Here is a 13,683-nt window from a genome sequence, read left to right on the forward strand (position 1 = left end):
GAATAGATCATGTGAATTGTGTGTACGACGCAACAAAATTTACCTTTCTCAATGACCCTTCCCGACCCTGAGGCTACTAATGAACCAATTGCTGCACCGAATACCCATGAGCAGGAAGTTCCTGCTCGTACTGGCGTTGCCGTTGCTGGCCATGGCGTATTTCGCTATTACCGGTATCGTCGAGCGCCAGCAGACGACCAGCACCATGAGTCAGTTGCAGTCACTGACGGCTCTGGCTCAGAAAGCCAGTAATCTGGTGCATGAATTACAGCAAGAGCGGGGTATGACCGCAGGCTTTTTAGGTAGTGATGGGCAAGAATTTCGCAAGGAACTGGGCCCCAAGCGCCAGGACGCTAACGCTCAGGAACAAGCCTTTCGTAACTATCTGCTGAGTCTGGAGGAGAGTGTGCTTGATGATGCGCTGAATGCCAGAATCGATAAAATACAAACGCTATTGAAGAATACGGCAACGATACGTCAACAGGTCGACTCCCTATCGATTCCTACTGCTAAAGCGATCGGCCATTACACCACGATCAATAACGAGCTGATTGGCCTCGTGAGTGGCTTGAGTCATGCAACCCGTCAAGCCAGCGTCGCGCGACGCCTCGTTGCCTACAACAGCTTTCTGGAAGTCAAGGAGCGGGCCGGGATCGAGCGCGCCTTGCTAGCCAATGCGTTTAGTAAAGATGTGTTTAGCCCTGTTCTTTATCAACAACTCCTCACTGTCCTAGGAGAAGAAGGTGCCTTCCTGAAAAGCTTTCATGCTCTGGCCGGCGACGATGTCCAAGCGCGTTACGATGAACTGCTTTCGGGCCCCGTGGTCGAGCGGGTTTCCAATTTACGAAAGCTGGCAATTGAGCGTGGCCTACAGGGTGGTTTTGGCGTCGATCCGCAGCAGTGGTTTGAGTGGCAGACGGACAAGATCGAACTTCTCAAGGATGTCGAAGATGTGATGGGCGAGGAGATACTGACCGCCACTGCCACCCTGTATCAGCAGGCGCGTAATGCACTAGTGCAATACGTTCTGGTCGCAGCGCTGGCCACAGGGTTGGCGATTTTCCTGGCATTTGCCATCGTGCGCAGCATCGTCGCACCTCTCAAGCGCGCCTTGCAGGATATTCTCAGTCGTGGTGGTGACCTGACCCAGCGCCTCAATGTGCCGGGTAGCGATGAACTGTCGCAGCTCTACCGGGCCTTTAACGAATCCACCGCTACGACCGAACAATTGGTGGCCAACGTCAAGCAGGGTGCGATGTCCGTCAAGGTTGCCAGTGGCGAAATCGCCATGGGGAATCAGGATCTGGCCCAGCGCACCGAGGAGCAATCCGCCTCCCTGGTAGAAACAGCCGCCAGCATGGAACAGATTACCGCCACGGTGCATCAGACCGCGGACAATGCGCGCCAGGCGCAAGCCATGTCTCATGAAGTGACCGGGCAAGCCAATGAGGCCAGCAACGTCGCCGGTCAGGCGCGTCAGGCGATGACGCAGATTCATGAATCGAATAAGCAAGTCACGTCTATCATCAAGGCGATCGACGCTATCGCGTTCCAGACCAACTTGCTGGCATTGAATGCTTCCGTGGAAGCGGCACGCGCAGGGGAACATGGACGCGGCTTCGCGGTAGTCGCCTCCGAGGTGCGTAACCTGGCCAGCCGTAGTGCGGAAGAAGCCAACCAGATTCGTCAACTGATCGAGAACAACGTCAACAACATTAACGAAGGCGAGGCGCTGGTCACCAATAGCAGTAATATCCTGGAAACCATCGCTGGGCAGATGAAGAAGATGGCCGATCTTGTCAGTGACATCACTTCCGCGAGTACCGAGCAATCTTCCGGTATCGAGCAGATCAACCAGGCCATGTCGCAGCTCGAGGAAGTCACTCAGCAGAACGCCGCCCTAGTGGAAGAGATGGCGGCGGCGAGCAAGTCGCTGGACGAACAGTCCGAGGAAATGGCCGGTGTCATCGATCAGTTCAAGGTCAGTACCGATGCGGCCCAGGCAGTGGCGCAGCACGCCCGAAAGTTGCCCGCACCGGCGGGTCGAGAAACCAGCGAAGCTTACTGACACACCCTTATAACGAAAGAAGAAACAGGATCAGCGGCGGCGACAACAACGACAAGATGAAGCCGCTGACCACTGCGATGGGCACACAGGCAATACCGCCATGCTGCTGGATGACCGGCAGGGTGAAATCCATGGAGGTGGCGCCGCCATAGCCGATCGCCAGCGGCGCGGCACGATGAATGACCAGCGGTATCAACAGGAAGGCCAGCAGCTCCCGGGCCAGATCGTTGAAGAATGCCGCACCTCCCAGAACCGGCCCCAGCTGATCGCCGATCAGAATGCCAGACAAGGAATACCAGCCAAACCCGGCGGCCATCGCCAAACCTTCATTCCAACGCAAATCAAGAAGCGGTGCGGCCAGCAATCCGGCTACAAGGGAGCTCCCCGCCACCGTGACAGCGATTGCCAGGCCATGACGATTGAGCAGGATCTGCCTCAGGCTCATGCCGGAATTGCGTAGCTGACAGCCAATCAGTGCCAGCAAACCATAAAGTACCCATTCCGCCAGCTGTTCCGACAACGCGGCCACGGACGTCCAGCCCAGGCTGCCGAGTACAATCCCCGCCACAACCCCTAACGCCACCACTCCAGCTAATGCAAGCGAGCCCGCCATGGCGGCCAACTTGCTGGTCGGGGCATCCTTGACCACCGGGGACGTGCCTGCACGCAGGCGGCTACGCCGAGATAGCCACCCTAAAGCCGCTAGATTGATAGGCGTGATGATGGCAAACAGTAGAAGTGCCTGGCCACCCATCCGGGTCAGCTGTTCACCTAGATTCTCGAGCCCGGTCAGGCTGATGCCCATTAGCCCTAGAATGACATAAACGGAAAGGTTGACTCCGCGATTGATGAGTGCAAGAACGCGCTCATCATTCACTGGTACCAGGTAACCCAGAATCAGGGGCAGTAGAATCAGCAACAGACCAGCCAGCATCGAAATTTTCCAACGGCGAACAGGGCGACCTACTGTAGCGGTTAGTGTAGCGAGGCGTAAGTGAGTTTCGCTGATATCCCATCAGGAATGCTGATTACAGCCTAGGAATTTCCAAGCGTTAGACGGCTCAGGGTGAGATGGCTCTTGCGTTCGCCTTCGCTCTGATATTCGAAGCTCAACATGAGTCCCGGAACTCCGGTATGAAAACCAAAGATCAGATGGCGATCAGGCTTGTCAGGATCCCAGGCATCGACGGTAATACGAGGAAAAGTTCCCGCAGGCACGGTTACCTGATCGCTCCCGGCAACACGGTATTTCAGCATCGTCTCTTCGCCCTTATGGTTCAAAAAGCGAAGGCTGCAGGGAGCGACCTGATTGTGGGTGCAGCGCGCAGTCGTGGCGTCACGAGAAAGGATGAACAGCGCCGTCTGTCGGTCCGGTAGATCGCTCAATTCGCTGGCATCAAGCTCATAGCGGTCACCGAAGCCTAGAAAGCGGTAGCCGCTGGAATAGGATTGGGCATCGACAGTATCTCCTTCAAGGCGAAAGCGGCTGTGCTCATCCCCTCTGGCCGTGGCAATGGAAGCGCTCATCTCGCTCTGCCATGAGACTCCTTGATCCGATAAGCGATGATGAATGCGCGTATCGGGCCATCCCTTGATGACAAGCGAATAGGTGGCCTCGAAAGGCGAGAGCACCACATGGGCCTGCGCCGTCTGAACCAGCCCTGTCTGAATAATCGCTGTCAGCAGGATGAGGAGTGCGCGTGCTTTATGCGTGGTCAATTTCAACATTTTCTCCTCGGCTTCAGTATGCATTGCCATCACGCTAGGACGTGCAGGAACTGACAAACGTTCCCTGTGCACAAGGAGCTTCGGCCCACTACGCTAGATTGACAAACCACCACTAATTGTCTGTCGTCACGGAAGCAGGAGATTGCTCATGTCCAAGATACTACTGATCGCTGGTGACTTCGTCGAAGATTACGAGATCATGGTGCCGTTTCAGGCCCTGCTAGCCATGGGGCATGAGGTGCATGCCGTTTGTCCCGAGAAGCGTGAGGGCGACAGCATCAAGACCGCCATTCACGACTTCGAGGGCGATCAGACCTATACCGAGAAGCCCGGCCATCACTTCACCCTCAACGCGACCTTCAGTGAAGCGGACCCTGCCGACTATGACGCCTTGGTTGTGCCGGGCGGTCGGGCCCCGGAATATCTGCGGCTGAACGAACGGGTGCTAGAGCTGGTGCGTCACTTCATGGAATGCGACAAGCCGGTGGCGGTAATCTGTCATGGTGCCCAGTTGTTGGCTGCGGCGGTGTCACTTGAAGGCTTGCGGGTGTCCGCCTATCCCGCCTGTGCGCCGGAGGTCACCTTGGCCGGCGGCGACTTTGCGGATATCGAGGTAGATCAGGCCATTACCTGCGGCAAGCTGGTCAGTGCACCGGCTTGGCCGGCGCACCCTGAATGGCTCAGGCAGTTCAATGAGCTGCTAAGCTAGGAAGACGAAGAGTAGAGAAAAGGCAGCAAAAACAAAACTATTGTCTACTTCGTGGTCGATGCGAACTCGAGGTAATGGGGGAAGCAACAAAGTATATGGGCTAGGGCTAGTAGTATCTTTTCGTCGGCAGCAGGAGAATAGAACGTCATGCGGTCACGTCGCGATTTTCTCACTACCTCTCTCTGGATGGGCGCCGGTCTGGCACTCGGCACTTCTTTTTCGACGCTCGCTTCCAATGGCCAAAGCGATGCTGATGCGTTGCCACCTCCGGAAGCGTTACGTACCCGCGCGATTCCGGGTACCGACGAACAGCTTCCGGTTATCGGCGCCGGCACTTCCGGCAGTTTCGTGGCAAACATCGGCTCGGACAAGTACCTGCGTCTTAAAGAAGCCATGACGATCTTCTTCGCGAGTGGCGCCAAGGTGTTCGATACATCACCGAACTACGGTGGCGCGGATCGGATACTTGGCGCCTTGCTGGAGGAGGGTGGTTGGCGCGATCAATGTTTCCTGGCGACCAAGATCGCCGCAAACAGCCGCGAGGCGGCGCAGCGACAATGGGTAGGCTCTTTGGAAGCCCTGCGCACCGATCACGTTGAACTGTTGCAAGTCCATAATCTACGGGATTGGCAAACGCAGCTTGCCTATGCCCATGAGCTCAAGGAGGAGGGTAAAACGCGCTATGTGGGCATAACGCATTACACGCCGTATGGCCTGGATGAAATGGCGCACATCCTGCGCCAGGAACCGCTGGATTTCATTCAGATCAACTATTCCATCAGTTCACCCCAGGCGGCACGGGAAGTGCTTCCCTTGGCTCAGGATAAGGGAGTGGCAGTCTTGATCAACCGCGCTTTCGATGACGGCGATCTCTTTTCCAAAGTAGAGGACAAGCCCCTACCCGGCTGGGCCGGGGAAGTCGGCGCTGAGAGCTGGGCGCAGCTGTTTCTCAAATTTGCCATCAGCCATCCGGCGACAACCACGGTGATTCCGGCTACCAGCAAGCCCACCCACCAGCGGGACAATCTCCGGGCCGGTTATGGCCCCCTGTTGAATGAGGAGCAGCAACGCGAATTGATCGCCCTGGAACTCTGAGTGCATGAGTTTCCTCACTCGCCTGCTCAATTTGCGTCCGCGAGAAGCTCCGCCGGTGTTGGCCGGTCTGGCGCTGTTCTTTCTATTGTTCACCGGCTATTTCATGCTCCGGCCGGTACGCGAAACCATGGGCGTGGCGGGGGGCGTGGACAACCTGCAATGGTTGTTCACCGGCACCTTCGTGTCCACGTTATTGGTACTGCCACTTTTTGGCTGGCTGGCATCTCGGGTGGCCCGGCGACGCATTCTGCCTTACGCCTACGGTTTCTTCATCGCCAACCTGCTGCTGTTCGCAGCGTTGTTCTTGGGTCAGCCGGAGAATCCCTGGCTGGCGCGCACCTTCTATATCTGGCTATCCGTGTTCAATCTGGTGGCGATTTCCCTGGCCTGGAGCGTACTCGCGGATGTCTTTTCCACGGCCCAGGCCAAGCGCCTGTTTGGCATGATGGCCGGGGGCGCAAGCCTGGGTGGTCTAGTGGGGCCCAGCGCGGGAATCTTGCTGGTTGCGCCCCTCCAGCATAGCGGTCTGCTGGCATTGGCTGCGCTGTTGCTGGCGGGCAGTATCGGTGCCGCTATATGGCTCTACCGCTGGCGTGACAGAAACCCGCTGGCCCAGCACGAACGGCCCGCGGAGGAAGAGCGCCATGTCAGCTTGGGGGGCAACCCCTTCGATGGTGCCGTGGAAGTGGCGCGCACCCCTTTCTTGATGGGTATTGCCCTGTTCGTGGTCCTGTTGGCGAGCGTCAGCACCTTTCTCTATTTCGAGCAGGCCGAGCTGGTGGCGGAGCGCTTCCCGGACCCCGTCCAGCAGACTCAGGTATTCGGTCTGATCGATATGGTGGTACAGGCCCTGGCGATTTTCACACAAGTCTTTCTTACCGGTCGTATCGCCCAGCGTCTGGGCATCGGCGTGCTGTTGGTGGCGGTGCCGCTGGTAATTGCTGTCGGTTTCGTTTGGTTGGCCCTGGCGCCTACCTTCGCGATATTCGTGGTGATCATGGTGGCACGCCGGTTCGGCGAGTACGCCCTGGTGCGTCCGGGTCGGGAAATGCTCTACACGGTGGTGTCGCCGCAACAGAAATTCAAAGCCAAGAACTTTATCGATACCGTCGTCTATCGTGGCGGCGACGCCATCAGCGGTTGGCTCAAGCGCGCTCTGGATCTGCTTGCCGAATTGCCGGGGCTTGCCATGTTCATCGGCGCCGGCATTGCCCTGACCTGGGCCGGTACCGGCTTTGCGCTGGGGCGCGCCCAGCAGCGACGGGAAGCGGAGAACGTCATGGCGGAGGCGAAGGCAGAGAAGGGCGCACTGACGTAGTTGTTTGTCACCGACAATGGCTGCGCAGCCATTTGTGCAGATAGTACATCTTGTCGGTGCCGCTCAGTGGCCGCTCCATCCATTTGGGGCGCGCTGCCAGCATGGTCAGGGCCCCGCTGAAGGTCATTGCAAAAAGCCAAAAGCTTTTCTCGAATATTTCACGACTATTTGCCTTATTACGATGAACCGAGAAGTTGGCCCGGGCCAGCATGAGCCAGCCCGAAGCCAATTCGATCAAGTATTAGTGACGGCGATCTCCATCCTCACGCTGCTCCATGCGCTTTTGATGCTCGGCGTTCCTTTCGACGCGCTCAGCCTGCATCTTGGCCCAGATGTCACGCTGCTCGTCATCGAGCACTTCATAGATGGCGGCATAGTGATCGGCGCGGGCCTGGACACGCTGGCGCGCGGAGTCGGCGGCCTGACTAGCGGCGTTTTCGACCTTGGCCTTGTAGTCACTGCTGGATGGGTCGCCGCTGAACAGTTGCGTGCGGTCCCGATCTTTCATCTGCTGGCGTTGTTCGTGGCGATCCTCGCGTTGCTTGGCGAAAATATCACGCAGGGAATCGCGCTGATCCTCGCTCAGATTCAAACGCTCGGCCATATGCTCGAAGCGGTGCTGACGCTCCTTGCCGTGAGGAGCGTGCTGCATGCCGTGATGCTCGCCCTTATGGAAGCGCTTGCCTTGACTGCCATCATCACCGGGTCCGGCTAGTGCCAGCGTGCTCATGCTCAGGGAGGCGGCAATCGCCAGGGGCAGGACAAGTTTGCTTCGGCTCATGTTTTTCATGGTTTTACTCCTGGGTTTCTATAGTGGCTTTCAAGTAGGGCGCTCATCATGTTGATCGCCTTGGGACGAATGCAGATTACCGGCTGGGGTGTCAGATGATGTCAGAGTCATGTAAAGATCGGGTAAAGGCTGAAAACAGCGCAGGAGAGGCGCGATACAATCACTTTCGTTCATGGCGTGTCGTTAACTGATACCCAGCGATTGCGAGGTTTGTGAATGCAGAATCGGGTTCTACTGGTCGAAGACGATGACGAATTGCGCAGCCTGTTGGCACGTTATCTCGTCAGCCAGGGGCTTGACGTACGGGAAGCGGCCAATGGCAGCGATGGACTGTCTCTTGCCCAGGACGATTTCGTCGATCTGGTGGTGCTGGACATCATGCTGCCGGATATCAACGGACTGGAGGTTCTGCGCCGCTTGCGCGGCAAGACGCGCCTGCCAGTGATCCTGCTGACGGCGCGTGGTGAGGAAACCGATCGTATCGTCGGTTTCGAGGTCGGCGCCGACGACTATATTCCCAAGCCCTGCAATCCGCGGGAACTGGTTGCTCGCATTCACGCCACCTTGCGCCGTGTCGCCTGGGATCGAGGGGCCGACACCACCAGTTCCCGTACCATTGGCGATCTGCGTATCGAGCCGGATCAACGCCGGGTCTTTCAGAACGAACAGCCGGTCGACCTGACCGCCACTGAATATGAAATCCTGCAGGTACTGCTCAGTAAGATCGGTTCCGTCGTGCGCAAGACCGACCTGATGCAATGGGCATTGGGACGACGGCTGGCCCCTCACGACCGGACGCTGGACATGCACGTCAGTAACCTTCGGCGCAAGCTTGATAGCGGCAAGCTCAATGGTGAAGAGACGTCGCGCATCGAAACGGTCCGTGGCTTGGGTTACAGCTACCGGAGTCCAGTGTGAAGCACAGGCTGACTTGGCCCTTGTTCTGGCGCATCTTTCTTCTGATCTGGATCGCCATGGCGGTTGCCGTTCTTGCCAGCAACATGGCGATACGCGAACTGGCTCGGCGGGAGCGGGTTCAGCTCGAACAACGCGAAGATTTAGCCCGTCTCGCTCGGCAGGCAGCGGAACTTGAGGCGGCGCGTGGACACCGCGCGGCCAGGCGACTCTTGCGGCAGGCGGGGGAGAGATGGCAGCTTTTTCTCATTCTCGATGAGGGTGAAAATGCGTATGGCGACGGCCCGGTGGAAGGGCGCATGCGCATGCGCCATGAGCGAAACCCGCAACGCCCGGCGGTGATCGAAACGCCGCAAGGTTATCGCCTGTTGGCCTGGCCGCGCTCGGGCGGTGCTGGGTGGCTTGACCCGCGAATGTTTCGCTCGTTCGAGCTGGGCACCACTTTTCTTGTGATCACGCTCGCCTGCTGGTGGATTGCGCGTCGTATCACCCGTCCCTTACGTCAGGTGGAGGTCACCGCTCGGGCCATTGCCCAAGGTAATACGTCGCTGCGCGTGATCGAATCCGTCGCCGATCGGCGCGACGAGATCGGTGCGCTGGCGCGAGCCTTCAACGCCATGACGGATCGTCTGTGTACATTGCTGGAACGCCAGCAACAGCTCTTGCGTGACATATCCCATGATCTGCGTACTCCGTTGATGCGGCAGCGCGTGGCGATCGAACTGGCCGCGGATATGGGGCAGGACAAGGACTTGATGGCGACGATCCTGCGCCAGAATGAACGGCTGGAGGCAATGACCGCGCAGATTCTCACGCTGTACCGCGTAAGCGAAAAAGGGGAGGGAATCGACCGACGACCCCTGCGTTTTGTCGACGTGTTGGGCGAGGTGTTGCAGGGCGTGGCGGGTTACGCCACGCAACGGGGCATAGATTGCCAGTTGAGCGTAAAGGAGAGTGCAAGCGAGGCGGTGATTCTCGGCAACGACGACTTGATTCATCGAGCCCTGGATAACGTGCTGCAGAATGCGTTGGATCATACGCCACCAGGGGGCCAGATCCATATCCTGGTGGCCTTGGAAGAGCAGCGGCTTGTTTGTAAAATTCGGGATGAAGGGCCCGGGGTGCCGCCAGAAGACCTGGCCAAACTGTTCGAACCCTTCTTCCGTTCGGATCAGGCCCGAGGTGGTAAAGGTTGGGGGCTGGGGCTCGCCATCACTCGAGACATACTGCATGCCCATGGCGGCAGCGTCGAGGCCGAGAACAGCGCGTCCGGCGGGCTGATGGTCAGGCTCGTTTGGCCGTCATCTTCTAGAAACGCTAAGGCTTGATCCGGTAACCGGTCTTGAATATCCAGGCCACCACGCCAAGGCATAGCCCTAGGAATAGAAGGATCATGGCCAGGCTCGCGCCCAGGCTGACGTCGCTGATGCCGTAGAAGCTCCAGCGAAAGCCGCTGACCAGATAGACTACCGGATTAAAGAGGGTGATGGTCTGCCAGATTGGCGGCAGCATGTTGACCGAGTAGAAGCTACCACCGAGGAAGGTCAAGGGTGTGATGATCAATAGCGGCACGAGTTGCAGCTTCTCGAAGGTATCCGCCCAGATACCGATGATGAAGCCGAGCAGGCTGAAGGTCAGCGCGGTCAGCACCAGAAACAGCAGCATCCAGAAGGGGTGCTCGATGCGCAGTGGCACGAACAGGCTCGCCGTGGCCAGGATGATCAACCCCAGGATAATGGTCTTGGTGGCCGCCGCGCCCACATAGCCGAGCACGATTTCGAAGTAGGAGATCGGGGCGGATAGCAGCTCGTAGATCGTGCCGGAGAACTTGGGGAAAAAGATCGAGAATGATGCGTTGGACACACTCTGGGTCAGCAGCATCAGCATGATCAGCCCGGGCACGATGAAGGCGCCGTAGCTGACGCCTTCCACCTCGGTAATACGCGAACCGATGGCGGCGCCGAACACCACGAAGTAGAGCGAGGTCGAAATGACCGGCGATACCACGCTCTGCAGCAGGGTACGCTTGGCTCGGGCCATTTCGAAACGATAGATGGCGGCAACGGCTTGAAGGTTCATGGGCGCTCCCTTACCAGGCTGACGAAGATTTCTTCCAGGGTGCTTTGATGGGTACGTAGATCCTTGAAGTTGATACCCGCTGCGTTGAGTTCGCCGAGCAAGCCCGGAATGCCGGTACGATCCTCTTGGGAATCGTAGGTATAGATCAGCTCATGACCGTCTGAGGCAAGTTCCAGGTCGTGGCCGTTTAGATTGCCTGGAATGGTCTCCAGGGGTTCCTGTAATTGCAGCGTCAGCTGCTTGCGCCCCAGCTGCTGCATAAGGGCTGCTTTCTCTTCGACCAGGATGATTTCGCCATTGCTGATCACGCCAATGCGATCCGCCATTTCCTCGGCTTCCTCGATGTAGTGGGTGGTCAGGATGATGGTCACGCCGCTTTCACGCAGCTTGCGCACCACCTCCCACATATCCCGGCGCAGCTCCACGTCCACGCCGGCGGTGGGTTCATCGAGAAACAGGATTTGTGGCTCATGGGACAGCGCCTTGGCGATCAATACCCGGCGCTTCATGCCGCCGGACAGGGTGATTAGCTTGTTGTTGCGCTTATCCCACAGGGCCAGATCCTTGAGTACCTTTTCGATATGTTCAGGGCTTGCCGCCTTGCCGAACAGGCCGCGGCTGAAACTCACCGTGTTCCATACGGTTTCAAATGCATCCGTGGTCAGCTCCTGGGGTACAAGACCGATTTGGGAGCGCGCCTTGCGATACTCCTTGACGATATCGAAGCCGTTGGCCAGCACCGTGCCTTCGCTCGGGTTGACCAGCCCGCAGATGATGCTGATCAGGGTCGTCTTGCCGGCGCCGTTGGGGCCGAGCAGGGCGAATATCTCGCCCCGATGAATCTCGAGATCGATCTGCTTGAGTGCCTTGAAGCCCGAGGCGTAAGTCTTGGAAAGATGCGAGACGGAAATGACCGATGACATGCAGTGTCCTTGTCGAAAAGAGATAGGAACGCCCAAGGCATGATCGCACAGGTTCAACTGGAGGAACGAAGCGATGCTTCTTTCGTTGCCGTCGGCTCCGGCGCGTCGTTCAGAAAACCACCGGATTGGCGGCGCCACAGCCGTGCATAAAGACCATTTTCGCGCAGCAGCTCGTCATGAGCGCCAGCTTCGACGACTCGGCCGTGTTCCATCACCACCAGACGATCGAGCATGGCAATGGTGGAAAGCCGATGAGCGATGGCGATGACGGTCTTGCCTTGCATCAGGGTATAGAGTTGTTCCTGGATCGCGGCCTCGACTTCCGAATCCAGTGCCGAAGTGGCCTCATCGAGAATCAGGATGGGTGCATCCTTGAGCAGTGTGCGGGCAATGGCGATGCGCTGGCGCTGGCCGCCGGAGAGCTTCACACCGCGCTCACCAACATGTGCATCATAACCGGTACGCCCTTGAGGATCGGAAAGCGAACCGATGAACTCATGGGCATGAGCGCGACGAGCCGCATTGATGATGTCCGCCTCCGTCGCATCCGGGCGGCCGTAGCTGATGTTGTCCCGCACCGAGCGGTGCAGCAACGAGGTATCCTGGGTCACCATGCCGATATGTCGACGCAGCGATTCCTGGGTTACCTGGCTGATGTCCTGATCATCGATCAGGATACGCCCACTCTCGAGTTCGTAAAAACGCAGCAGTAGATTGACCAGCGTCGATTTGCCCGCGCCGGAATGGCCGATGAGTCCAATCTTTTCCCCGGGCTTGATGGTCAGCGACAGATTCTCGATGACCCGCTGGGACTGTCGATCCCTCAGCGTCTCGCCATAATGAAAATCAACCTGCTCAAAGCGTATTTCGCTGTGAGTCGTGGTAAGCGGTGCGGCCCCCGGAACATCTGCAATGGCGACGGGCTGTGAGAGGGTGTTGATACCGTCCTGCACGGTGCCGATGTTTTCGAACAGGTTGGCAATTTCCCATAGTATCCAGTCCGACATCCCGCGCAGACGCATCACGAGTCCGATGGCCAGAGCAATTGCACCCAGAGAGATCAGCTCCTGGTGCCAAGTGACGATAGCAATCGCGCCGACGGCGACCAGCAGCAACGAGTTGAGCGTCTGCAATACCACGGTAAGCTGGGTCACCAGGCGCATCTGGCGATGAACCGTGCCCATGAATCCTTGCATGGCGCCTTGAGCGTAGACCTGCTCCCGGCGGGTATGGGCGAACAGCTTGATGGTCTGAATATTGGTGTAGCTGTCCACGACGCGACCCGTCATCTCCGCCCGGGCATCCGCCTGCGCCATGGACACCTTGCGTAGGCGGGGTACGAAATAGGCCATGATGGCGATATAGCCCGCCAGCCAGAGAATCAATGGCAGGGTCAGCCAAAGAACGCTGCTGCCCATCAGCCACAGCGCGCCGAGAAAATAGACGATGATGTAGACGAATACATCCATCAGCTTCATCACCGTCTCACGCACTGCCAGGGCAGTCTGCATGATCTTCTGGGAAACCCGGCCGGCGAATTCATCCTGGAAGAAGGGCAGGCTTTGATCCAGCACGTAGCGATGGGCCAACCAGCGCACCAGCATGGGATAGTTGCCGAAGATCCCCTGATGGGTTATCAGGGAACTGGCCAGTACCAGCAGTGGAAAGACCACCAGAATCAGCGCTGCCATGCCGGCGAGCTGCCAGCCGTAGTCCGCATAGAAATTTTCTCGGGAGGCGTTGCTCAACCAATCCACCAGATCGCCCATGTAGGCAAAGAACATCACTTCCACGCTCGAAACCGCCGCCGTCAGCAACGACATCAGGATCAAGAGCGGCAGTACCGGCCGGGAGTAGTGATAAAGAAATGCCAGTAACCCCTTGGGCGGTGTCTCGGGCTGTGACTGGGGATAGGGATCTACCAGCTTTTCGAAGAAACGAAACATGGCAACCTGTAGCGGCGTGATGAAACGAAAAGAGCGCCATGGCGAAGCTGCCATGGCGTGGGGATGATACTACGTAAGCGCTGAATGGTTTTGTGCGCGACTCAATGACTGA

General features: G+C 57.9%; 12 protein-coding genes. 6 read left to right on the plus strand and 6 right to left on the minus strand.

Going from position 1 to position 13,683, the window contains the following annotated elements:
* The first annotated feature begins 106 nt into the window (after window positions 1–106).
* Window positions 107–2,068, plus strand: coding sequence for a methyl-accepting chemotaxis protein (locus H7850_RS14205; protein ID WP_227370245.1), 1,962 nt, complete (start codon window positions 107–109; stop codon window positions 2,066–2,068).
* A 7-nt stretch (window positions 2,069–2,075) separates the two neighbouring features.
* On the opposite strand, the gene H7850_RS14210 is transcribed toward H7850_RS14205, so the two are convergent.
* Together H7850_RS14210 and H7850_RS14215 are read right to left on the minus strand one after the other, a co-directional pair.
* Window positions 2,076–3,002 carry a lysine exporter LysO family protein gene (locus H7850_RS14210; protein WP_227370246.1) on the minus strand — a complete coding sequence of 309 codons (927 nt, stop codon included), beginning with the start codon at window positions 3,000–3,002 and terminating at the stop codon, window positions 2,076–2,078.
* 101 nt (window positions 3,003–3,103) lie between these two features.
* Window positions 3,104–3,793 carry a hypothetical protein gene (locus tag H7850_RS14215; RefSeq protein ID WP_227370247.1) on the minus strand — a complete coding sequence of 230 codons (690 nt, stop codon included), beginning with the start codon at window positions 3,791–3,793 and terminating at the stop codon, window positions 3,104–3,106.
* Window positions 3,794–3,944: 151 nt separating this feature from the next.
* Between H7850_RS14215 and H7850_RS14220 the strand changes: the two genes are divergently transcribed.
* The 3 genes from H7850_RS14220 (at window position 3,945) to H7850_RS14230 (ending at window position 6,918) form a co-directional block, all read left to right on the plus strand.
* On the plus strand, window positions 3,945–4,505 hold the full coding sequence (locus H7850_RS14220; RefSeq protein WP_227370248.1) for a DJ-1/PfpI family protein: 561 nt from the start codon (window positions 3,945–3,947) through the stop codon (window positions 4,503–4,505).
* Window positions 4,506–4,652: 147 nt separating this feature from the next.
* A complete protein-coding gene (locus H7850_RS14225; RefSeq protein ID WP_227370249.1) occupies window positions 4,653–5,600 on the plus strand; it encodes an aldo/keto reductase in 948 nt (315 codons plus the stop codon).
* A 4-nt stretch (window positions 5,601–5,604) separates the two neighbouring features.
* Window positions 5,605–6,918, plus strand: a complete 1,314-nt coding sequence (locus H7850_RS14230) for an NTP/NDP exchange transporter (protein WP_227370250.1) — start codon at window positions 5,605–5,607, stop codon at window positions 6,916–6,918.
* 241 nt (window positions 6,919–7,159) lie between these two features.
* Here the strand turns inward: H7850_RS14230 and H7850_RS14235 are convergent, their stop codons facing one another.
* Complete coding sequence (locus tag H7850_RS14235; RefSeq protein WP_227370251.1) at window positions 7,160–7,708, minus strand: Spy/CpxP family protein refolding chaperone; 549 nt, start codon at window positions 7,706–7,708, stop codon at window positions 7,160–7,162.
* 216 nt (window positions 7,709–7,924) lie between these two features.
* On the opposite strand from H7850_RS14235, the gene H7850_RS14240 reads away from it, so the two are divergent.
* Window positions 7,925–8,626, plus strand: coding sequence for a response regulator transcription factor (locus H7850_RS14240; RefSeq protein WP_227370252.1), 702 nt, complete (start codon window positions 7,925–7,927; stop codon window positions 8,624–8,626).
* The gene (locus tag H7850_RS14245; protein WP_227370253.1) at window positions 8,623–9,951 is read left to right on the plus strand and encodes a sensor histidine kinase; all 1,329 of its coding nucleotides are present in this window, start codon (window positions 8,623–8,625) and stop codon (window positions 9,949–9,951) included. Before H7850_RS14240 ends, H7850_RS14245 begins: the two co-directional genes overlap by 4 nt.
* On the opposite strand, the gene H7850_RS14250 is transcribed toward H7850_RS14245, so the two are convergent.
* Genes H7850_RS14250 through H7850_RS14260 form a run of 3 tightly spaced genes read right to left on the minus strand, consistent with a single transcriptional unit; the run spans window position 9,941 to window position 13,625 of the window.
* Entirely contained in the window at window positions 9,941–10,702 is a 762-nt protein-coding gene (locus H7850_RS14250; RefSeq protein WP_227370254.1) for an ABC transporter permease, read from the minus strand. The two genes, H7850_RS14245 and H7850_RS14250, sit on opposite strands and share 11 nt — an antisense overlap.
* A complete protein-coding gene (locus tag H7850_RS14255) occupies window positions 10,699–11,625 on the minus strand; it encodes an ABC transporter ATP-binding protein (RefSeq protein ID WP_227370255.1) in 927 nt (308 codons plus the stop codon). Before H7850_RS14255 ends, H7850_RS14250 begins: the two co-directional genes overlap by 4 nt.
* A 53-nt stretch (window positions 11,626–11,678) precedes the next feature.
* Window positions 11,679–13,625 (minus strand): ABC transporter ATP-binding protein, encoded by a 1,947-nt coding sequence (locus H7850_RS14260; protein ID WP_319799287.1) that lies wholly within the window; start codon window positions 13,623–13,625, stop codon window positions 11,679–11,681.
* Window positions 13,626–13,683 lie beyond the last annotated feature (58 nt).

The organism is Halomonas sp. M20 (assembly GCF_020622265.1).
Lineage (GTDB): Bacteria > Pseudomonadota > Gammaproteobacteria > Pseudomonadales > Halomonadaceae > Modicisalibacter.